Genomic DNA, 21,299 nt, shown 5'->3' on the forward strand with positions numbered 1-21,299 from the left:
AAGTGATTGATTTAAATTTTATTATAGCCTTCAAATCTTTCATCCACGATACGTTTCCATTCCGGATGCTTCTTAATAAAAGCAAAAACATAAGGACAGAATGGTAAAAGTTTTTTACCGCTCTCTTCTATATAATGTAATGTTTTTTCTACGACTGCGGCTGCTGCTCCAGTTCCTGCCAGCTCCGGTTCAGCTTCCGTGTGAATCAGAGAGACCTGATGCATTGTCTCGCGGTAGTCAATGAATGCATAATGACCGTTAACTTCTATTTCAAATCTTTTATCAGTTTTTACGAGAGGGATGTTTTCAAATTCAGGTTTCATAATTTTTAAGATTAAAAAGTTGTGATATTTAAGGAGTAAAATTTCTATCAGTAATGAAGACTAAACCTTATAGGTTTCAAAAACTATAAGGTTTAGCTCCTGAGATTTATTCTGGTTATTTAGGCATAATAAAATTTACACCTTTGTTAATTATATAAAGTTAATAAAAAAGGAACAATCAAAGATTAAGATAAATTTAATTCTATCAATCTTCAAGGTAACCGAATTTTCCGGTGTTGAAGTCTTCAAATGCCTGCATGATTTCTTCCCGGGAATTCATAACAAAAGGCCCGTGAGGATAGATCGGTTCATTAATAGGCTCTCCACTGATGATCAGGATAATAGCATCTTCTTTTGCCTCAATAGTGAAGGTCTCTCCTTCATTTTTAAACAAAGCGAAATGATCTGTTTTAACGTGTTCTTCTCCATTAATAATAATACTTCCTTCAATCACTAATGCTGCGGTATTAAAGGATGCCGGGAAAGTAAATTCCGCTTTTCCTCCTGCTTTAAGCTTTGCATTCATCATATGAACAGGAGTGAAAGTACTGGCCGGTCCTTTATGACCCTGATATTCTCCTGCGATCACTTCTATTATTCCATTTTCTCCTAAATCTACCCGTTCCATACTGGAGTTTTCAATCGCCTGGTATTTTGGATGGCTCATCTTATCTTTTGCAGGAAGGTTAACCCAAAGCTGAACCATTTGAAAGATTCCTCCTTTTTTTGACCACTCCGTTTCATGATATTCTTTATGAAGAACTCCTTTGGCAGCAGTCATCCATTGTACATCACCTTCTCCTATGATTCCGCCACCACCGGCGCTGTCATGATGTTCTACCTTACCACTGTATGCTATTGTTACTGTTTCAAAACCTCTATGCGGATGAACACCTACACCTCTTGGTGTTTCGGAACCATTAAAATGGAATTTTGAATTATAATCAAGCATAATGAACGGGTCCATTCTTTTCATATCTAATCCATGTACCCCTGGAATAAAATTATGAACTCTAAAACCGTCGCCTACAAAATGTGCAGGTCTTGGAGATACTACGATTTCTACTTTTTTAGTTGCCATAATATTGTTGATTTTATAGATACAAAAATACTATTGCTATATAGGAAAAGCATTGATCTGTGATAAGTTCGTTAAGAGGTGAAGTAAAACAGGTAAGAAGGAAGATGGTAAGTGGACAAGCCTTTTGCCCCCGTTAGGTTGAAGAAAGGTGGATAACAGGCAGGTCAGCAATTTATTATTTGTTCATCTGTCTTTTTCCTGATTATTCGTCCTTCGATTTCATATTCTTCCCATCGGAAATATGGAGTCTTCTAAAAACCAGACCTGATAAAATAGTCAGAATCCCGACGGTGAGAAAAGTATAACGGAAAGCATTGTGAATTTCTCCGTTAATAAGATCTGAATTTTCAAATACTTTCAAAACAATCAATCCGAATGCAATACCAAAACCGATGGCAAGTTGTTGATTGACTGATATCAGTGAATTGCCGCTGCTGGTCTGGAAATTCCGGAGGTCAGCAATGGAAATGGTATTCATGGAGGTAAACTGGATAGAATTGAAGAATCCTAAAACCGCTATGATAGGGACAAACCAATATAAAGAAGTGTGAATATCCGGAATAGCCAATAAGCAGATCAGGGTTCCGATAATGAATGTATTCACCATTAAAGTCTGGCGATATCCGTATTTATCCAGGATTTTGATGACAGAAGATTTTCCGAATATAGCTGTTAGTGCCATAGGAGCAATAATCCAGCCGGAAGTTACCGCAGACTGCTTGTAGGCAATCTGGATCATGAGCGGAAGTAAAAGCGGGACAGAGCTTATTCCTAACCGGGTAGCCAGGTTCCCTACAATTCCTACCCGAAAAGTTCTTACCTGGAAAAGGTTTAATGGGAAAATGGGATTTCCTTCCCGTTTGGCATGCCTGTAATAATAATAGAGAAAGAGAAACCCTAAAATGAATACAAGGAGAACCGGAGTGATATTCTGGATATCCCCGAAAAGTTCGAGTGAAATTGAGAGCAGGAGAGAGGCTGCGGCAAAAATTAAAAAACCTTTCAAATCAAAATCCACATCGGTTGATTTGTAATCAGGCATAAATTTTAAGCCTAAAAGAATTCCTAAAAATCCTATCGGAATATTAATCAGAAATATCCAGTGCCATGAAAGATAATCTACCATATATCCTCCTACTAAAGGCCCCAGTACGGGTCCGATCAGTGCGGGAATAATGGCAAAGTTCATTGCTTTAAGGAGTTCATTTTTATCAAAAGTCTTGATTAAGGCCAATTTACCAACAGGAGTCATTAAACTTCCCCCGACTCCCTGTATTACCCTTGAAATCACCAGGTGGGTGAGGTTCTGGGAAAGAGAGCAGAAAAGTGATCCGAGACTGAATAATACCAGGGAAAATATAAATATTTTTTTGGTTCCGAACCTGTCTGCCAGAAAACCGCTGGCAGGCATGAAAACCGCTAATGTCAGCACGTAGCTGATAATCGCATTCTGCATATTGAGAGGTGACTCATTAAGGTCTTTTGCAATAGAAGGCAAAGAGGTATTCAGGATTGTAGAATCAAGCATCTGCATGAAAATAGCAGTAGCAAGAATCAATGGAAGTATTTTCTTAATGGAAGTTTGTTGTTGGCTGGTATCTGTCATTATATCAAGGCCGGAGCTTTTAAAAATCCCGGGCTTTTTTTGTTTGACGAATGTTTACTTTAAGCTTTTAAATCTTTAGATAAAGAAATCCATATAAAATTAAAAAAGTCCTGCGAAATATCACAGGACTTTTTGATTTATTTTCTTGGCTTTTCTACTCCTTTCCATTCATCACCGGCTTTTCTGTACTGGCTTAGAATAAAAGTTTTGAAATCTTTGGTTTTGTATTCTATATTATCTGTATTCTGTTCAAACGGCATGATGTAGTAGTAATCTACGTCTGTTTTATCAGATTTGTTCCCTTTTTTCACAGAAGGTACATACTTGGAAAATTTATAGTTGGGAAGATATTGTCTTAACCTTGTATAAAATGCTTTGTCCTCTTTTTCGTTAGGAATGATATCAACGATATTCAAATGATCTTTTTTCTTATCGATCCAAAGGTAATACGTTTTTTCTTCCCCTAAATTCCTGTTGACAGAATTGAAGGCGAATAATTCTTTCGGAACCAGTTCTTTGATTTTTTCAGGATCAACCTTAGTATAGTATTGGCCTTTAGAAGGATCAACATAAGTTTCAAGGTTGTACATTAAAACCGAATTATTTTCAAATTTTTTATTTTTAAAATATTGATTTAAAGATAGTTCTGCGGTTGCTCTCAGCTCTTTACTTCTGTCATCCAGCTTTTTCGTTGGGTTCTGAGGATTTACATATTTTACAAATTCATATAAAACAACAGGTTTTATATCCTTAAGGTGGGGATAAGTTTTCAGCTGTTCTGCCATTACAAGCCAGTAATATTGTTGGTAATAGTCATCTTTATCAGCATCTTTCACACTTTTATAGGCTAAAGCAAGCTTTTTTGAATTTAAATATTTACCAAATTTTCCTTGTCCGAAGGCAAAGCTAATGGATAATAAGGCAAATAAAACAGTAAGGTTTCTTCTCATTTTTTTATAATTGATATTTTCGTTTTCCAAATATAATTATTTATTATATATTATTTTTGATTGTCAACGAAATTATGACGATATTATTGTCGTTAATTCAAAAGAAAATCCTGTATTGCTACAGGATTGATAATTATTATTTTAACATTGGATCGCAGAAACATACGAAAGGTAAACCTCAGATCCTGAACGTATCTATTATTCATTTTTCCATTAATAGGATGTTTCATGTACCTTCACTGCTCTTCCACTTGGATCATTCATTTTTTTGAAAGCCTCATCCCATTCCAGTGCAATAGGAGTGGAGCATGCTACCGATGGAACAGACGGAACTGTTGCAGCAGCAGTTTCACTTGGGAAATGCTCCTCAAAAATGCTTCTGTACCGGTATTCTTCTTTATTTTGCGGGGTGTTTACCGGAAACCTGAATCTCGCATTGGCCATCATTTCATCAGAAACTTCTTTTTCAGCAATATCTTTCAGAGTATCGATCCATGAGTAACCTACGCCATCTGAAAACTGTTCTTTTTGTCTCCATGCAATAGAGTCAGGAAGAAGATCTTCAAAAGCTTTTCTCAGTACCCACTTTTCAATCTTTCCTTCGGCGACATTAATCATTTTATCCTTTGGGTTAAGGGACATGGCAATATCCATGAATTCCTTATCTAAAAAAGGAACCCTTCCTTCTATTCCCCAGCTCATGAGCGCCTTGTTGGCCCGTAAACAGTCATACAGGTGAAGTTTTCCGAGTTTTCTTACCGTTTCATCATGAAACTCTTTAGCATCAGGTGCCTTGTGGAAATACAGGTATCCTCCGAATAATTCATCAGAGCCTTCCCCGGATAATACCATTTTGATGCCCATCGATTTGATCACCCTTGCCAGGAGGTACATAGGAGTGGAGGCCCTTATAGTTGTCACATCATATGTTTCCAGATGATAAATAACATCACGGATGGCGTCCAATCCTTCCTGAACAGTGAAATTAACTTCATGGTGAACGGATCCGATGTGCTCTGCTGCTTTTTGGGCGGCTGCAAGGTCAGGGGATCCCACCAGGCCTACCGCAAAACTGTGAAGCCTTGGATACCACGCTTCCTGGGTATCGCCGCTTTCAATCCTCTGTCTTGCAAATTTAGCTGTGATAGCTGATATAACAGACGAATCCAGACCTCCTGAAAGAAGCACGCCATAGGGAACATCACTCATCAGCTGCCTGTGAACAGCATCTTCAAGTCCCTTTCTCAGCTTTGAAATATCGGTTTCATTTTCTTTTACATGATCAAAGCTTTCCCAGTCTCTGGTGTACCATTGCTGAAGCTCACTACCGTCTTTACTGTATAACAGGTGTCCCGGCAAAAATGTTTCAATCTTTTTGCAGACGCCTTCCAGGGCTTTTAATTCGGAAGCAACATAAAAATTCCCGTTCTTGTCCCATCCCTGGTAAAGAGGACAGATTCCCATATGATCACGTGCAATCAGGTACGTGTTATTTTCTGTATCGTATAATGCAAATGCAAAAATGCCATTCAGTTTTTCCACAAAATCTTTTCCATATTTTCTGTAGAGGGACAGAATCACTTCACAGTCTGACTGGGTCTGAAACTCATAATCCGGAAATTCTTCTTTTAATTCCCTGTGGTTGTAGATTTCACCGTTTACGGCTAATACCACCTTTCCGTCTTTTGTAAATAAGGGTTGTTTCCCTGAAGTTGGGTCTACAATGGCGAGCCTTTCATGGGAAAATACTACTTTTTCGTCCTGAAAAACACCGCTCCAATCCGGTCCTCTATGACGGATCTTCTTTGACATTTCCAATACCTGAGGTCTTAATACTTCTGTTTTTTGTTTGGCGTCAAATAAACATACAATTCCACACATTTTTTTATTATTTATGAAACAAAAGTAAAATTGATGTTTAAAAATAACAACAAAAAAAGTTTAAATAAGAAAATTATTAACTTATTTATTTAAAATAAAGAAAAATTTAAAGTATTTGAATAGCTAATCTGTTTTCTGATTAATTTTTTTCACCAGGCTTACATTTTGTATTATCTCTATACGAAATAAAAATGACATATTTATTAATATATGATAATTTATTATACAAATTTTACCCCTTACTTTGTGGCTCGAAATAATTTTTTTTCATCATTTGTGTTTTTACCTTCTTGCAATTCTCATGCAAGAAGGTTTTGTTTTTATTCTATTCCCAACAATGTCCCTGAAACATTCCATGAGCTGAAGCTGGTTCCTTCTGAAGGACCTTGTGGAATTTTAATCTGTATGGTATGTTTTCCGGCCTTCAGGTCTCCAAGAGGAATGAAGTTGGGGTTTGTAACAGTTCCCGGACACCAGTTGGACCTGCTGAGGTCCGATGATGAAAGGCCGTCCTGGAAATTTCCTGAAGCAGGATTATATAAACGGTAAGAACCACAATCTGTTCTCCAAGGCACAAAAGAGAAGACCGGCTTCCCATCCATAAAAATAGAATTGGATTTAGGGACAAACTCATCACCATTTTCCCAACCTCCATGTCCGGTGGTAGTATATCTTAACTGGGCGTTTTTTAAATCTTTCTTTAGGATGAAATCTACCAACAGGCCTTTCTCCTGGCTGAACATGGTGGAGTAGTCCTGTCCGGCCATTTCCATGATATTTAAGGTGTTGAATAAAGGAATAACCGTATTATTTTTATGAACCGCCTGATCACTTTTATGGAGGGTGATCTCAAGACTTACTTTGTGGCCCCCTTTATCATAGTTGCCAATGAAAGTACCTACCCAGAGTTCTTTACCGGATAAAGAAGGCTTTAATTCTGTAATATCTTCTCTATAAGGGCTGATAGTTTGCCAGTTTTTATCTTTTAGCTGGATGTGATTGAACTTCTGGATTCCAAATGCCGTAAAGAACCTCATCATCTCTACAGCCGGATTATAACTTTCTGTGGCAATGACTCCATAATACTGCTTTCCGTTTCCGTTGTCAAAAACAGGAAGCGTTTTGGCCCCTTTTTCCAAACCATCAAAAAATGATTTTTCTTTGTCCTGGGGAATGAAGAATACGGTTCCGGTTCTGTCATAGGCATCTCCATTTGACTGCTGCTTCAATTCGACAAAAATATTTTCCCCTTCCGTAATGACCGGAAACTTGATCTTTTTTAAAATAATGGTTCCGTTAGCATATCTCTTTATAAGATCATCTGATTTTGAAGCATCGGAAAAGTTAATAGTTTCATTTTCAAAAACTTTCAGTGTGGTAAACCTGCTCTTCCAAAGAAGGTCTTTATAGCCAAGCTGATCAGTAGGCTGTATGCTCCCTTTTATGATATTTTCAATCCCTGTATTCTTAATTTTCTTCATGGAGGTAGCAGTAACAAGCGAATTTTTATTTCTTTCCACCTCCAATACCAATCCGAGATTTTGTCCTAATACAGATGGTCCGCCCTGTAATCCAAGATCATGAGTATACCAGATTTCAATCGTATTTGAATTAACTTTGGTCACTGCTTTTTTACAGGTATATCCCAGTATCTTTTTGGTTTCGGAAGTAAATTCAAAATTCTGCTTTCCTATAGATTCGGCATCGGAGGCTGAAATAATATCTCCGGGTTTTAAAAAAGCATAAGAAACAACAGTATTGGATGGTTTTTCCACTTTTGTTAGTTCAAAAGGATAAGGGCTTTTCTGTTCTTTAATAATAGCATTGAGAATAAAATTTTCCTTTTCATTGACCCAAACGATGGTGGAAGGCTGGTCTGAAACCGTTTTTCCGTTATAAGAGCTGGTGTATTGAATTTCATAGGTCTGTGCAGAAATTACACAGAATGAAAAAACTGCAAGAATAAAAAATAGAGTTCTTTTGTACATAATTGATGGATTTGTCTCAAAGTTATAGTAACTTTTCAAAGCTTCAAAACGCTTACTTTCTCAATAGGTAGAGAGTGAAATTGAAATGTTACAAAAAATGTTACAAAAAGTATTTGTTGATGTAAACAAAAAAACTACCCTGGAAAACAGAGCAGTTTTTATAAAGTATTATTAGATCCTGAATTAAGAAATCCTCTCAATCAAAGCCATGTAAAATCCGTCATAACCTTGGCTGGGCATTACTTTTTCATCTTTGATCATTTTGTATCCCGGGTTATTTCTTAAGAATTCTTCTACCTGTTCATTATTTTCAGAGGGTAGGATAGAGCAGGTGGCATATACCATTTTTCCTCCTTTTTTCAGCATTTTGGAATAATCCTGAAGAATTTGCTGCTGCTCCTTTTTGATTCTGTCGATGAAATCCTGATCAATTTTCCATTTACTGTCCGGATTTCTTTTCAATACTCCGAGACCGGAACATGGAGCGTCAATCAGAAGTCTGTCTGCCTTTTCATGAAGACGCTTAATTACTTTGTTATCCGTAATCATACGGGTTTCTATATTGTGGGCTCCGGCTCTCTTGGCGCGGCGTTTCAATTCTGCCAGTTTCCAGTCGAAAATGTCTAAAGCGATGATCTGTCCCTTGTTTTGCATTAATGCAGCTAGGTGAAGTGTTTTTCCTCCGGCACCCGCACAGGCATCTACTACCCGCTGCCCTTCCTTAACATCAAGAAAATATCCGATTTTTTGAGAAGAAGCATCCTGAACTTCAAATAATCCTTCTTTAAAAGCAGTGGTAAGAAAAACGTTCTTTTTTTCTTCCAGCTGAACAGCATCAGGATAATTTTTGATAGGAAAGGAAACTACCCCCTCGTCTGAAAGATCAGAAATCAGTTCTTTTGTTGTAGTTTTCAGTGAATTGGTTCTTAATACTGTAGGAGCCTGCTCGTTTAGTGCAAGCATCTCTTTTTCCCAGCCTGCTCCTAATTCTTTTTCTAAGGTTTCGGCTAGCCATTCTGGAATAGAATGTTCTATCGCTTTCGTAGGAACTGTGTTTTTTTTAAGTTTGGTGAGGATGTCTGCAATTTTGATACCGTCAAACTCTTCAAATTTCTTATAATTGGTCTTGCTCCAAAGAAGATATGCTATGATCAGTTTATAGATATTGTTGGGTTTTACTCCTTCACCCATATAATATTCAAGGCGTTTTTTCCAACGGATGATATTGTAGAAAATCTCAGAAACAACGGCTCTGTCCTGGCTTCCCCATTTTTTATTAGCTTTTAAAAGTCTTTCGATTACTTTATCAGCGTATTTATTTTTCTCGAAAAATGTTTCTTGTAAAGCATCGTGAATTCCGATCGCTAAGTTTCTGTGAATAAGTTCCATAAATTTGCTTCGCTGTTTTGAATCTGCAAAAGTACGACTTTTAATTGAGAGTTGAGAATTTGAACCTGAAGAGTTGAGGGGTAAAAGCGGGTGCGCTTTGAGAAAAATCTTATAACAAGGTTTTAACCGTTTCGAACGATAGTATACCAACATTCTACATCATCAATTTTCGCCCTTTATCATTCGCTTTGTCTCCTTATTGACTCTAACCTCCAAAAAAGCCTACCTTTGTAAAAAATTAAAATATGAGTGATACAGTACTTTGTCCGAAATGCAGTTCAGAATTTACATATCCAAGCGATAATATGATGGTATGTTCCCAGTGTTTCTACGAGTGGAATCCTGAGGAAGCAGCTTCTGAAGCAGCCAATGAAGGAAAAATATTGGATTCAAACGGAAATGAACTCCAGGATGGTGATTCCGTGGTAGTCATTAAAGACCTTCCTGTAAAAGGGGCACCCAAACCGGTAAAAGCAGGAACTAAAGTGAAAAATATCCGTCTAAGACCAGGGAGTGATCACAATATTGATTGCAAAATAGAAGGATTCGGGGCGATGGCTTTAAAATCGGAATTTGTAAAGAAAGCATAGAGGAGCTGGCTTTTAGCTGCCGGCAACTGAATATTTGCCATAAACGCACAAAAAAAGGAAAAAATTGGACAGTGTAATCTTTCAAAAGACTTAATTGCAAGGTTGCTAATGTCCGTCCGAAGGCAGAAAGAGAATTAACCAAAAATTTCCTTATGCTGTGGAAATACAAATGTAAGAAAAAGTTTTATAACAGGTTCTTATGTTTGTATTTTTTTATCCACAAGTTGTTGATAAGTGTTAGATAATGTACAAGTTATAAGAAGAAACTGTAAAATAAAATCGCTTTTCTGTCCTTTGCTTTTTTCGCTTTAAATAAACGAAATAGCAATATTGCCGGTGATTTTCTCATCAGTATACACTATCAGTTCCTTACCCTTTACCCTTACTTTATTCCAGTAATAGTTTCCGGCGAATCTGCTTTCCAGAACTTCCGCTTCCATACCTCCTTCAGTGATTTTTATTTCTTTTGGATAATAGGAAAATTTGGTCAGGCGGAATTCTTCTGTTTCAGCTTCATTGAAGATATTGACTTCTCCGAATAATTTGGCAACATAGGAATTATAGGGTTTCCGGTACGTTTCTTCCGGGCTGTCATTCTGGATGAGCCTGCCATCCTGAAGAATCACAATCTGATCCAGCCATGGCATAATGTCCTGAAGTTCGTGGGTGGATATGATTAACGAAATCCGGTGCTGCTTTACATAACGGAAGAGTCTTTCCCGGAGTTCTATTTTTCTTGGAAAATCCAGGTTACTGAACGGTTCGTCCAGAATAAGTAATTTAGGCAATACGGAAAGAGCCCTTGCAATAGCTACTCTTTGCTGTTGTCCGCCACTTAAATATTTAGGCAATACATTGGCAAATTCCTGAAGTCCTACAACTTCAAGAAGCTCCGTAACGGTCTCTTTTTTTTGGGTTAAATTAATATTAGAAATAAATTTTCCTACATTTTCGGCCACAGTAGCATATGGCATAAGGTCAAAATTCTGTGCCACAAATTTCATATCCGCTTCCCCGGGAACAAGATTTCCCTTAGGTCCCAGAAGCCGGGTCCCGTTAAAGATAATGTCGCCGCTTTCCCAATCCAGAAGACCATAAATCAGACTGAGAAGGGTAGATTTTCCACATCCGCTCTCACCTGCCAGCGCAATGATTTTGCCTTCATCAAACCTGAGATTAAGGTTCTGAAACAGGGGTTTATCCTGCGTGTGAGAGAAAAATAAATTGTTTATTTCTAATAGCATAATACAAATGTAAGGTTTTTATGAAAACATAATTTTTTTTATTATATTAGCGGAAGTAATAAAAATAAATCAAAAATGAGAAAAAAACTGTTTTCGTTAGCTATTCCTGCTTTATTTGCTGCTGTTGTGGTCGTTTCTTGTAAAAAAGACAAACCTCTTACCAGTGAAAGTAATGAGGTAACCACTACTAAAGAAGGTAGCCAGTATACTTTGGATACGCTAAACAGTAAAGTTGAATGGAAAGGATATAAAGTATTTAAATCTGAAAATACAAGCCACTTCGGGACGATCAGATTTGAAAGCGGAGATGTGACGGTGAAAGACGGAAGACTGGAAAGCGGAAAATTCGTTGCTGATATGAATTCACTGACTTCTGTGGATTTAAAAGACAGCCCTGAAGATTTAGGAAAATTAAACGGGCACCTTAAAAGCGGTGATTTCTTTGAAGTAGAAAAATTCCCTACCGCTTCCTATGAGATTACAAAAGTTACTCCTGCTACGGAAGGAGACTACAATACTCTTTTAGATGGTAATTTAACCATTAAAGGAATTACAAAACCGGTTCAGTTCAAAGCTAATGTTTCTGTAAAAGGAGGAGAAGTAAGTGTAGCTACAGAGCCGAAGGACATTAAAAGAGAAGAGTTTGGGGTGAAGTTCCAGGCTCCAGCTGAAAACGGGGTCATTAAAGATGAGGTAACTCTTCAGATCAACGTGAAAGCTTTAGAGAAAAAATAATTTTTTTATTTAAGTGAAATAAGTGATTGAAGTCTGCCTCCCGAAAAAGAGGCAGATTTTTTTATGATGGTTTAGAATAATTATTAAACTTAAAAGTCGTATTTTTGCAAAACATTTTGAAAGGGTAAAATAATGATAGAAAAGATAGAAGAACTACTGATCGAAGTAAACGGCTTCAATGCTACCTCTAAGGAAGATATCGAAAACTTCCGAATCAAGTACAACGGTAAAAAAGGGGTTCTGAATGATTTTTACGAAACATTAAAAGAAATTCCTAACGACCAGAAGAAAGAATTCGGACAGAAGATCAATACTTTGAAACAAGCTGTTGCTGTGAAATTAGAAGATTTGAAAAATGCTTCTGCAACTTCTATTGTCATAGAAAAAGAAGATCTTACCAGACCTGCCTTCCCACTGGAATTGGGTTCAAGACACCCGATCAATCTGGTAAAAAACAGGATTATTGAAATTTTCAAATCCATCGGGTTTGCAGTAGCGGACGGCCCTGAGATTGAAGATGACTGGCATAACTTTACCGCGCTTAACCTTCCGGAATATCACCCGGCAAGGGATATGCAGGATACTTTCTTTATTGAACAGAATCCGGATATCCTGTTGAGAACGCATACCTCTTCCGTACAGACCCGTTATATGGAAGAAAATCAGCCACCTATCAGAATTTTATCTCCGGGAAGAGTGTTCAGGAATGAAGCGATTTCCTCACGTTCTCACTGTATTTTCCATCAGATTGAAGGTCTGTATATTGATGAGAATGTAAGCTTTGCTGATCTGAAGCAGACCATTCAGTTTTTTACCACAGAACTTTTCGGGAAGTCTAAGATCAGAATGAGACCATCTTATTTCCCGTTCACGGAGCCAAGTGCTGAAATTGATGTGTATTGGGGACTTAACTCGGAAACAGACTATAGAATTACCAAAGGAACAGGATGGCTGGAAATTATGGGTTGTGGAATGGTGGATCCTGCCGTTTTGAAAAATGTAAATATTGATGCTGAGAAATATTCAGGATATGCATTCGGAATGGGAATTGAAAGAATTACCATGCTTCTTTACCAGATGAGTGATATCAGGATGTTCTTTGAAAATGACATCAGAACATTAGAACAGTTTAAATCTCTATAAAATAATCAAACCTCCGGAATTCCGGAGGTTTTTTGTTTTTAACTACTGACCTAAGAAACAAAACGTAATTAAAAACTGATTGTATTGAAAAATTTACATGTGTCTTATTTCTTGTTACAGCACTTTGATTAAAAAGATTGCGGCGAAGAAGTGTTCATTAAATGTTTCGCTCTATTGATAAGACAATCTGAATCATAAAAGTATTACACTCAAAATAAAATGCCTGTAAAAAAATTACAGACATTATATGAAAAATTAACTATTATTACTTAGTAAACTTTAAAGGATACTTTACATTTTTAATACCATCAATACTTGCCTTCAGTGATCCAACAGCCAACTCGGCTTTCAGTAACATCGGAATATGATTGGCATCATTGGAAACCCACATGGTAACCCCTTCTTTTTCTTTAAATACTCTTCCGCTTTTTACCGATGGAATGATCTTTAAACAATTGATGGTGCCGAATTTAGTTTTCAGATTTTCGGTTCCTACTACTTTTAACTGGAAGGGAAACATTTCATCATCAATCCATACATTCATATTGATGATGGTACCTACTTTCAGTTCTTCAGGGGTTTTGCTCCTTAAATAGTAAAAGCAGGACAGCATATCCTGGACTCCTTTTACGGATTTGATCACTTTTGAACCATTGGCAGGCTCCTTTTTATCCGTTAATATTAAAGTATTATTATCATGGTTGAAAACGGTTTCAAAATGCTGACGGTAGTTCCCTTCACGTACATTCCGTACATAAAAGCTTGGAAGCCCGGTTTCGATATTAATGAAGCTTTCGTATAAATCTTCTACTTTAAAAAAAGCCTTTACTGCCCCTGTCGTTTGCCCGGTACCTTTAGCATAGAGGTGGGGCACTCCTTTGTAATTGGTTTTCTGGGTGGTAAGATTGGCGGTTCCGGCATTCAGAAATCCGTAATGGATCCTGAAAGTGATTGATTCACCGTCTGCAATATTGCTCAGCTGGGCCGATCCTATAACGAATATAAATATTGCAAAAAGGTTTAAAATTTTCTTCATAATATGACATTTACAAAAATATTGCCAAATTTAAAATCTTAATTGATAGATATTTGACAAATCTCAGGTTTTTATTTAGAATCAATTAAATAGGCTTCGCATTAAAATTAGTAAATTTGCAGTTACATGTATAATTAAATTATCTTAAAGTATGATAACCACTGATATATTGATCATAGGGGCAGGACCTACAGGACTTTTTGCCGTTTTTGAAGCTGGTCTATTAAAAATGAAATGCCATATTATTGACGCACTTCCACAGCCGGGAGGGCAATTGGCAGAACTTTATCCTAAGAAACCTATTTTTGATATTCCGGGATATCCTTCAGTAAATGCCGGAGAGCTGGTAGATAATTTAATGGAACAGATCAAGCAGTTCCAACCTGGTTTTACTTTAGGGGAAACAGCCGTTACTTTAAATAAGGTAGATGATGAGTGGTTTGAAGTAATAACCAACAAAGGAACGGTTCATAGAGCAAAAGCTGTAGCCATTGCAGGTGGTCTGGGTACTTTTGAGCCTAGGAAACCAACGATTGAAAATATCGCTGATTACGAAGAAAAAGGTCTTGAATATTTCGTGAAAGAACCTGAACACTTCAGAAATAAAAGAGTAGTGATTGCAGGAGGTGGAGACTCTGCGCTGGATTGGAGTATTTTCCTTGCCAATGTAGCGAGTGAAGTTACTTTGATTCACAGAAGAAACGAGTTCAGAGGAGCTCTGGACTCAGTGGAAAAAGTTCAGGATCTTAAAAACCAGGGGAAAATCAAATTGATTACTCCGGCTGAGGTAACCGCTATTAAAGGAGACGGTAAGGTAGAAGCCATTACGGTTGAAAAAGATGGTGAGGAAGCATTCGATATTGAAACAGATTACTTTATTCCTTTATTCGGATTGACTCCAAAATTAGGTGATATTGGTAACTGGGGACTGGAAATCGAAAAAAATGCCATTGTAGTGAATAATGCTCTTGATTATCAAACAAACATTGATGGTGTATATGCTATCGGTGATATCAATACATACCCTGGAAAATTGAAATTGATTCTTTGTGGATTCCATGAAGCAACATTGATGTGCCAGAGTGTTTATAACAGGTTAAATCCGGGCAAAAAATTCGTACTGAAATATACAACCGTAAGTGGGGTAGACGGATTTGACGGAAGCCGTAAGGAAGCGGAGAAGGCTGTTGTGAAAAAAATTGACTAATTTTGCAGAATTATGTCAGATATTAATATTAAAATCACCGACAGAGAAGGTGTAACCCACGATGTGATCGCTCCAACGGATATGTCTATGAATCTAATGGAAATTATCCGTTCCTACGAATTGGCAGAAGAAGGTACTATTGGAGTATGTGGAGGAATGGCGATGTGTGCCTCCTGTCAGGTATATGTGATCAATGATCCGGGGCTGGAGCCGATGGGAGCAGAGGAAGATGCCATGCTGGCTGAAGCCTTCCACGTGAAAGATAACAGCAGGCTGGGATGTCAGCTGCACATTGCAGATGAAATGGAAGGACTTGAAGTGGAGATTGCTCCTTATCCTTAGACAATATTTTTTAATCTTAATAAGAAACCCGTCCGGATTATCCGGACGGGTTTTGTTTTTATAGCATTTATTTGTTTGCCGGTTGAAACTTCGGATGTCCTACCTGCCACAAGGCAAAGGCAAAAATATCGGAATATTCTTTGAAGACAACATCCAGGTCGCTTGTGAAATGTCCGTTTTCATAATTCACATACAGCAAAACGGGTTTTCCTGAAGCGGTGCTGTTTTGTAATACCGCTGCAAATTTTGCCGGTTCCCAGGGCGTAATTCTGGAGTCATTCATTCCGGTACGGACAATCACAGCCGGATATTTTACGCCTTTTTTTACCTTACTCTGGGCATCCATTTCGATCAGGTGTTTAGTATCTCCGGGTTCTTTTAAGTTTCCTACTTCCGGAATCTGATTGGCTCCGTTCGCTGAATTCTGAGAACGCAATACATTTGTCATTCCTACTTCGGCAATGGCCACGGCATACAGATCCGGTCTTTCCGTAATGGCTCTTCCGATAAGAACGCCACCCATACTTACCCCGTTACCAATTAACCTGGAAGAAGAAGTATACTTTTGATCAATAAGGTATTCTGAACAAGCAATGAAATCTTTCCAGGTATTAGGCTTTTTAGCTTTCATACCGTCTTTATGCCAGTTTTCACCTTTTTCACCTCCTCCTCTCACGTGGGCAATAGCGAGAACTACTCCTTGTTCCAGTAATACGGACAGCCTGTTTGAAAAGCGTGGTGTGGAAGAGATTCCATACCCTCCATATCCGGTAATATATGCAGGTGTATTGCCATCCATTTTCATGTTTTTAGGGTAAATGATAGAGAGAGGGACCATGGCTCCGTCATGGCTTTTCACTTCTACTTCTTTTACAACATACAGAGCGCTGTAATCCGGATAGCTGGTTTCCCCGTTAAAATTCTTGCTTTTTACAGCTTTACCATTTTCCGGGTTATATTCGTAAAAAGTACCGGGGGTCAGCCAATTGCTGTTATAGCACTGTATATTATCGTTTTCACGGGGGTTAAGAGCACCGGAATTATTAATGCCTTCAGGTAAAGGGACCTTTTTTATCGCCAGGGTTTTAAGATCAATCTGATATTTCTCCTGAGAAATACCATTGTTTAATGCATAGAATAAATAATTTTTAGAATTGTGTATGGAGGTAATTACAGCATTTCCCTCCGGAACAATAATTTTAGCATGATCAAAGTCGGGGTTAGACAGACTGGTTACTCCTATCTTGTAATTCGGTGCATTTTTGTGGCTCAGGAAAAATAACTGATCTCCTTTAATAAAGGTTTGTGTAATATCATCCGAAGCCTTAACAATGGGTTTCCAAGTGATTTTTTTATCTTTCAGAGCAGCGTAAGGCGCATAAAACAGGGGACTCTCTGCTTTGGTAGAGCCGATATTAAGGAGAATGTACTGATAGTCATCAGAAAACTCAATCATTGGGAACTGCTCTGTCAGCATATTAAGTTCGGGGTTCCCTTCCCTTGAAGCCAATTCCACATCTTTATCGGAAGAAGTTCCGATCTGATGCATCATAGCTTTCATTTCTTTCAGGAGCATACTGCTGTTGGGATCTCCGGTACTCATCTTAGTGTAAATAATAGATTTCCCATCAGGGGTAAATTCAAAGTTGAATTCGCTCCACAAAGGGGTAAGCGTATCGTCAAGTATTTTTTTTGTTTTTAAATCTAAAATTTTGAGTTCACAGATTTCACCTCCGGATTTGGAAAGGAGAAGAGCCACTTTGTCCGCCCGGGAGTCTATTGAGAAAAAAGTGATCTGCGCATCTTTTTTATAGGTTTCAGGATCAAAAATCAAGGTTTCTTTTCCTGTAGAAATATCTCTGGTATATAACTTGGAAAGCTTTTCATTTTTTTTGGTTTTCATATAAAAGTAAAGATTCCCCCTTTGTCTTGCATAGCTGTAAGAGTCGCCTCCCATTTCCTGGACCTGCTTCATCCGCTTATAGAGTAGGTCACGGTTGGGAATTTTATCGATGATAGAATGGCTGTAATCTGATTCCGCTTTAAACCATGTCTTTACTTCAGGGCTTTTCAAATCTTCAAGCCATTGGTAGTTATCTGTAATTTTTGTTCCGAAAAAATCATCTGTTGCAGGTTTTTCCGGAGTTTTAGGATAATTATACTGGCCCAAAGCAAGCTGGCTCAAGAGCAGGCCGGTGGATAGGAAAATATATTTCATGGTATTTCTTTTTAGAGTGATAAATTAATCCTGACAAATGTACTAAAACTTAAGCCATCAAATGACAGGTTTATAAAAATAAAGAACATTGATCATTCTATTTCTTTTCCTGTTGTTAAACTTCCTTTCCTGAAATCCATTTTCCAACGGAAGGCGGCTGATAATTTTTCATCTTTTCCAATAGTTCATCAATCGTATCACTGACCAGAAGCATATCTCTGTTTACCTGCTTTAAAAACCCTTTGTCTACCATATGCCGGACCAGCCTGATCAGGTCATCATAAAATCCGTCAATATTCAGAATACCAATGGGCTTTTTATGAAGGCCGAGCTGGGCCCAGGTAATCATTTCAAAAAATTCTTCCAACGTGCCATATCCTCCGGGAAGAACGATGACCCCGTCACACAATTCGTTCATTTTTGTTTTCCGCTCATGCATGGTTTCTACGAGAATAAGCTCTGTCAGATTCTTATGAGCAATTTCTTTGGATTGTAAAAAATAAGGAAGGACTCCTACAACTTTTCCTCCTTCATTCAGTGCGCCGTCTGCAATAGTCCCCATCAGTCCTACATCTGCACCGCCATAGACCAGTTGTATATTTTGTTGAGCTAAAGTTTTACCCAATAAAAAAGCCTGTTCCCTGTAGATATCATCCGATCCGAAACTTGAACCGCAGAATACTGTTATACTTTTCATATGTATATGTTTTTATAAATTAAAATATCCAAAATCACAGGACTTTGGATATTCTATAGAATTGTTTTATTATTTATTTTTGAGGAATATTCGCTAAAATATCCTTCAGGAAGCTCCAGAATTTCTGAGCAGAAGGAATATTCGCTTTTTCATCAGGAGAGTGTGCTCCTCTGATTGTTGGTCCAAAACTTACCATTTCCATTTCCGGATAATTAGCACCGATGATTCCACATTCCAGACCTGCGTGACACGCTACTACATGAGGTTTCTCGCTGAATTTCTCCGTATAGATTTTCTCCATCAATTGAACAATCTCAGAACCTGGTTTTGGTTTCCATCCCGGGTAAGAACCACTGAATTCTACATTCATTCCTGCCAGCTCTGCAACCGATTTCAATTGTTCAGCTGTAGAATATTTAGAAGACTCTACGGAAGATCTTGTAAGGTTCAGGATTGTAAGAGATCCTTCTTTCAATTCAACCCTTGCTACATTGTTGGATGCTTCTACAAGATCCGTTACATCCGGACTCATTCTGTAAACACCGTTATGCAATGCTTTTAAAGTAAGGATTACTTTTCTTGAATCTGTTTCAGAAATCGCCTTGTCGGATGAAGTGGAGTTTTCAATATTGATTTGAAGTCCCGGTTCTACTGAGGCAAATTCTTCCAGGATATCTTTTTTAAGAAGGGTAGCTGTTTCTATAAATTCCTGTGCATTTCTTACGGAAATGATGGCTACGGCTTCTCTTGGAATAGCATTTCTCAATCCACCTCCGTCAATAGAAAGAATTTCAATGTTCTGATTGGCTATACCACTATAAAGCAGTCTTCCCAAAATGATGTTGGAGTTTCCGAATCCTTTGTGGATATCCATTCCGGAATGTCCTCCCTGTAGCCCCTTTACTTCAATTCTTACAACCTGTCCTTTCGGAGCTGCTGTTTCATACTGCTGGGTGATGGTAACATCCACTCCTCCGGCACAGCCTATATCGATTTCATCATCTTCTTCAGTATCCAGGTTCAGTAGGATATCTCCTGTCAGCTGGCCTGGTTTTAAACCTAAAGCTCCGGTCATTCCGGTTTCCTCATCAATAGTGAATAAAGCTTCCAAGGCAGGGTGAGGGATGTCTGAACTTTCAAGGATAGACATAATGGTCGCTACTCCTAATCCGTTATCGGCACCTAGAGTTGTTCCTTTAGCCTTTACCCAATCTCCATCAATTTCCATTTTGATTCCTTCTGTTTCAAAATCAAAATTGACATCATTGTTTTTCTGGCAAACCATATCCAAATGCGATTGTAAAACAACAGACTTACGGTTCTCCATTCCTGCCGTAGCGGGCTTTTTAATAATTACGTTTCCTACTTCATCTACTGAAGTTTCCAGCCCTAAATCTTCACCAAAACCCTTGATGAAAGCAATTACTTTTTCCTCTTTTTTTGATGGTCTCGGAACAGCATTTAATCTGGAGAAATTTTTCCAGATTATTTGCGGTTCTATATTAGATAATTCCATTGAAATTTATTTTTCTCAAATTTACGAAATAAAAAATGCTTCCGTAGGATACAGAAGCATTTTTATGAGCTATAGAAATGCAAAAGGAAGAAATCGTATTGCTTTTCAGCTTTTTTACTTTTTTACCTTTTACAATTTCGCTTGATTAACATCCACATTCTCCGTAGATCGGGGTTGTAACGACAGTACCGTCAGGCCTTTCAATCGTAAGCGTGCCTTCAAATAATAAAGCTTCTTCGTTTTTTATTTTTTTACCCTTTACGGAGATTTTGTAATCATTACTTTCTATTTCTTTGGTCAGTTCCTCATCCACTTCCATGTCACTGGATGAAATAAGGTTCATAGCCAGTCTTTTACCGTCCAGCTTCATATAAGCTGTTTTTCCGGCATCATCTGCATAGATGTATTTTTCCGATTCGAAATCTGCCTTATTTTTAGCAAAATAACATGAGCATTCTTTGATTTCGGAAGGAAAAGGGAAAGTTTCAATAGCAATTTTTCCTGAAGAAAGGTCTGATTTTACAGAATCTTTTACAATTTGTAATGAGTCTGCAGCAGAAGGGCCCGAAAGGGTTTCTTTATCCTTTTTACAGGCTACCAATAGAAATGCTGAAAAGAAAATGATTGCGTATTTCATTGTGTTTGTGATTTTATTTTTTTAACCTCTTGCTCTTTCCAGAAGAGTCATCATTAATAATGAAAGAATGACCAGACTTTCTTCTTCATCATCAATATCAATTAACCGGTCAAGCTGGAATCTTCTTCCGAAGAATGAAGGCATTTTTTTTAATTTAAAATAGGCTTTTCCGTCAATACCTGTTACTGTGTAAGAAGGATTCAGGAAATATCCTGTAAACATTCCGATGATCGGAAGCTCTCCTACAAAGCTATCCCAGAATCTTACCCAGGCACTGTCTTCCTGCACTTTAAACTTCGGTTGATCATTGGCATCAAGAATATCATAGCTTGCTTTCCAGAGAGAACGCATCCCTTTTCTTGCCAGTCTTCCGAAGTTTTTATTGTCGATAAGGTCATTCAAAGAATAAGAAGCATTGAAGTCAATCCACTTATTGGCCCTGATTCTGAAAAGCTCCTTCGACTTGCTCTCGTCATTGAAAACAATAACATCCTCTTTTAATTTAAACATTTTCTGACGTACATAGGCTACATAATTTCCATTTTTATCAGTAATGTTAAAGTCGCTTGCTAATGTAGTGATTTTGAATTTGAAATCCAGAGGATAATTAAGATTGTTAAGTACCATATTAGTTTATTTTTTTCACATTTAATTTAAGCCGCAAATATAGAGGTTTTTTTGTACTTAACAGACAATTCTGTACAGGTTGGTGATGT

Annotated in this window: 19 protein-coding genes; 5 read left to right on the plus strand and 14 right to left on the minus strand. The window is 37.7% G+C overall.

What is annotated here, in order from left to right; translation table 11 throughout:
• Positions 1 to 11: 11 nt before the first annotated feature.
• The 7 genes from OK18_RS12345 to OK18_RS12375 form a co-directional block, all read right to left on the minus strand.
• The gene (locus tag OK18_RS12345) at positions 12 to 323 is read right to left on the minus strand and encodes a GNAT family N-acetyltransferase (RefSeq protein WP_053328178.1); all 312 of its coding nucleotides are present in this window, start codon (positions 321 to 323) and stop codon (positions 12 to 14) included.
• Positions 324 to 528: 205 nt separating this feature from the next.
• The gene (locus tag OK18_RS12350; RefSeq protein ID WP_053328179.1) at positions 529 to 1,404 is read right to left on the minus strand and encodes a pirin family protein; all 876 of its coding nucleotides are present in this window, start codon (positions 1,402 to 1,404) and stop codon (positions 529 to 531) included.
• A 202-nt stretch (positions 1,405 to 1,606) separates the two neighbouring features.
• Positions 1,607 to 3,010, minus strand: a complete 1,404-nt coding sequence (locus OK18_RS12355; protein WP_053328180.1) for an MFS transporter — start codon at positions 3,008 to 3,010, stop codon at positions 1,607 to 1,609.
• A gap of 137 nt (positions 3,011 to 3,147) precedes the next feature.
• The gene (locus OK18_RS12360) at positions 3,148 to 3,990 is read right to left on the minus strand and encodes a hypothetical protein (RefSeq protein WP_228377601.1); all 843 of its coding nucleotides are present in this window, start codon (positions 3,988 to 3,990) and stop codon (positions 3,148 to 3,150) included.
• Positions 3,991 to 4,173: 183 nt separating this feature from the next.
• The gene (asnB, locus tag OK18_RS12365; protein ID WP_053328181.1) at positions 4,174 to 5,841 is read right to left on the minus strand and encodes an asparagine synthase B; all 1,668 of its coding nucleotides are present in this window, start codon (positions 5,839 to 5,841) and stop codon (positions 4,174 to 4,176) included.
• 320 nt (positions 5,842 to 6,161) lie between these two features.
• Positions 6,162 to 7,829, minus strand: coding sequence for a GLPGLI family protein (locus OK18_RS12370; RefSeq protein ID WP_053328182.1), 1,668 nt, complete (start codon positions 7,827 to 7,829; stop codon positions 6,162 to 6,164).
• Between the two features lie 183 nt (positions 7,830 to 8,012).
• Positions 8,013 to 9,218, minus strand: coding sequence for an RsmB/NOP family class I SAM-dependent RNA methyltransferase (locus OK18_RS12375; protein ID WP_053328183.1), 1,206 nt, complete (start codon positions 9,216 to 9,218; stop codon positions 8,013 to 8,015).
• 245 nt (positions 9,219 to 9,463) lie between these two features.
• On the opposite strand from OK18_RS12375, the gene OK18_RS12380 reads away from it, so the two are divergent.
• Positions 9,464 to 9,808 (plus strand): zinc ribbon domain-containing protein YjdM, encoded by a 345-nt coding sequence (locus OK18_RS12380; protein WP_050022388.1) that lies wholly within the window; start codon positions 9,464 to 9,466, stop codon positions 9,806 to 9,808.
• A 308-nt stretch (positions 9,809 to 10,116) separates the two neighbouring features.
• Here the strand turns inward: OK18_RS12380 and OK18_RS12385 are convergent, their stop codons facing one another.
• Positions 10,117 to 11,052: a sulfate/molybdate ABC transporter ATP-binding protein gene (locus OK18_RS12385; RefSeq protein ID WP_050022387.1), complete on the minus strand. Its 936-nt coding sequence runs from the start codon at positions 11,050 to 11,052 to the stop codon at positions 10,117 to 10,119.
• A 75-nt stretch (positions 11,053 to 11,127) separates the two neighbouring features.
• On the opposite strand from OK18_RS12385, the gene OK18_RS12390 reads away from it, so the two are divergent.
• Positions 11,128 to 11,787, plus strand: a complete 660-nt coding sequence (locus OK18_RS12390; RefSeq protein WP_053328184.1) for a YceI family protein — start codon at positions 11,128 to 11,130, stop codon at positions 11,785 to 11,787.
• Positions 11,788 to 11,919: 132 nt separating this feature from the next.
• A complete protein-coding gene (gene pheS, locus OK18_RS12395; protein ID WP_050022385.1) occupies positions 11,920 to 12,930 on the plus strand; it encodes a phenylalanine--tRNA ligase subunit alpha in 1,011 nt (336 codons plus the stop codon).
• Positions 12,931 to 13,195: 265 nt separating this feature from the next.
• On the opposite strand, the gene OK18_RS12400 is transcribed toward pheS, so the two are convergent.
• A complete protein-coding gene (locus OK18_RS12400; protein ID WP_050022384.1) occupies positions 13,196 to 13,966 on the minus strand; it encodes a DUF3108 domain-containing protein in 771 nt (256 codons plus the stop codon).
• 151 nt (positions 13,967 to 14,117) lie between these two features.
• Between OK18_RS12400 and OK18_RS12405 the strand changes: the two genes are divergently transcribed.
• Complete coding sequence (locus tag OK18_RS12405; RefSeq protein ID WP_053328185.1) at positions 14,118 to 15,173, plus strand: NAD(P)/FAD-dependent oxidoreductase; 1,056 nt, start codon at positions 14,118 to 14,120, stop codon at positions 15,171 to 15,173.
• Between the two features lie 12 nt (positions 15,174 to 15,185).
• Entirely contained in the window at positions 15,186 to 15,515 is a 330-nt protein-coding gene (locus OK18_RS12410) for a 2Fe-2S iron-sulfur cluster-binding family protein (protein WP_050022382.1), read from the plus strand.
• A 67-nt stretch (positions 15,516 to 15,582) separates the two neighbouring features.
• On the opposite strand, the gene OK18_RS12415 is transcribed toward OK18_RS12410, so the two are convergent.
• From OK18_RS12415 to OK18_RS12435, 5 genes are all read right to left on the minus strand, one after another.
• Complete coding sequence (locus OK18_RS12415; protein WP_053328186.1) at positions 15,583 to 17,733, minus strand: prolyl oligopeptidase family serine peptidase; 2,151 nt, start codon at positions 17,731 to 17,733, stop codon at positions 15,583 to 15,585.
• Positions 17,734 to 17,848: 115 nt separating this feature from the next.
• Positions 17,849 to 18,430, minus strand: coding sequence for an LOG family protein (locus tag OK18_RS12420; RefSeq protein WP_053328187.1), 582 nt, complete (start codon positions 18,428 to 18,430; stop codon positions 17,849 to 17,851).
• Positions 18,431 to 18,503: 73 nt separating this feature from the next.
• Positions 18,504 to 19,946, minus strand: coding sequence for an aminoacyl-histidine dipeptidase (locus OK18_RS12425; protein ID WP_053328188.1), 1,443 nt, complete (start codon positions 19,944 to 19,946; stop codon positions 18,504 to 18,506).
• Positions 19,947 to 20,091: 145 nt separating this feature from the next.
• Positions 20,092 to 20,583, minus strand: a complete 492-nt coding sequence (locus OK18_RS12430; RefSeq protein WP_053328189.1) for a hypothetical protein — start codon at positions 20,581 to 20,583, stop codon at positions 20,092 to 20,094.
• 21 nt (positions 20,584 to 20,604) lie between these two features.
• On the minus strand, positions 20,605 to 21,210 hold the full coding sequence (locus OK18_RS12435) for an LURP-one-related/scramblase family protein (RefSeq protein WP_053328190.1): 606 nt from the start codon (positions 21,208 to 21,210) through the stop codon (positions 20,605 to 20,607).
• Between the last annotated feature and the right edge of the window lie 89 nt (positions 21,211 to 21,299).

The organism is Chryseobacterium gallinarum, assembly GCF_001021975.1.
In the GTDB taxonomy this organism is placed as follows: domain Bacteria; phylum Bacteroidota; class Bacteroidia; order Flavobacteriales; family Weeksellaceae; genus Chryseobacterium; species Chryseobacterium gallinarum.

What these genes read in the sequence shown, in the direction of transcription:
- OK18_RS12435 (WP_053328190.1), bottom strand. Translation starts at nt 21,210, where the DNA reads ATGGTACTTAACAATCTTAATTATCCTCTGGATTTCAAATTCAAAATC.
- pheS (WP_050022385.1), top strand. Translation starts at nt 11,920, where the DNA reads ATGATAGAAAAGATAGAAGAACTACTGATCGAAGTAAACGGCTTCAAT.
- OK18_RS12430 (WP_053328189.1), bottom strand. Translation starts at nt 20,583, where the DNA reads ATGAAATACGCAATCATTTTCTTTTCAGCATTTCTATTGGTAGCCTGT.
- OK18_RS12355 (WP_053328180.1), bottom strand. Translation starts at nt 3,010, where the DNA reads ATGACAGATACCAGCCAACAACAAACTTCCATTAAGAAAATACTTCCA.
- OK18_RS12425 (WP_053328188.1), bottom strand. Translation starts at nt 19,946, where the DNA reads ATGGAATTATCTAATATAGAACCGCAAATAATCTGGAAAAATTTCTCC.
- OK18_RS12345 (WP_053328178.1), bottom strand. Translation starts at nt 323, where the DNA reads ATGAAACCTGAATTTGAAAACATCCCTCTCGTAAAAACTGATAAAAGA.
- OK18_RS12420 (WP_053328187.1), bottom strand. Translation starts at nt 18,430, where the DNA reads ATGAAAAGTATAACAGTATTCTGCGGTTCAAGTTTCGGATCGGATGAT.
- OK18_RS12385 (WP_050022387.1), bottom strand. Translation starts at nt 11,052, where the DNA reads ATGCTATTAGAAATAAACAATTTATTTTTCTCTCACACGCAGGATAAA.
- OK18_RS12415 (WP_053328186.1), bottom strand. Translation starts at nt 17,733, where the DNA reads ATGAAATATATTTTCCTATCCACCGGCCTGCTCTTGAGCCAGCTTGCT.
- OK18_RS12400 (WP_050022384.1), bottom strand. Translation starts at nt 13,966, where the DNA reads ATGAAGAAAATTTTAAACCTTTTTGCAATATTTATATTCGTTATAGGA.
- OK18_RS12370 (WP_053328182.1), bottom strand. Translation starts at nt 7,829, where the DNA reads ATGTACAAAAGAACTCTATTTTTTATTCTTGCAGTTTTTTCATTCTGT.
- OK18_RS12410 (WP_050022382.1), top strand. Translation starts at nt 15,186, where the DNA reads ATGTCAGATATTAATATTAAAATCACCGACAGAGAAGGTGTAACCCAC.
- OK18_RS12350 (WP_053328179.1), bottom strand. Translation starts at nt 1,404, where the DNA reads ATGGCAACTAAAAAAGTAGAAATCGTAGTATCTCCAAGACCTGCACAT.
- OK18_RS12390 (WP_053328184.1), top strand. Translation starts at nt 11,128, where the DNA reads ATGAGAAAAAAACTGTTTTCGTTAGCTATTCCTGCTTTATTTGCTGCT.
- OK18_RS12405 (WP_053328185.1), top strand. Translation starts at nt 14,118, where the DNA reads ATGATAACCACTGATATATTGATCATAGGGGCAGGACCTACAGGACTT.
- OK18_RS12380 (WP_050022388.1), top strand. Translation starts at nt 9,464, where the DNA reads ATGAGTGATACAGTACTTTGTCCGAAATGCAGTTCAGAATTTACATAT.
- OK18_RS12375 (WP_053328183.1), bottom strand. Translation starts at nt 9,218, where the DNA reads ATGGAACTTATTCACAGAAACTTAGCGATCGGAATTCACGATGCTTTA.
- asnB (WP_053328181.1), bottom strand. Translation starts at nt 5,841, where the DNA reads ATGTGTGGAATTGTATGTTTATTTGACGCCAAACAAAAAACAGAAGTA.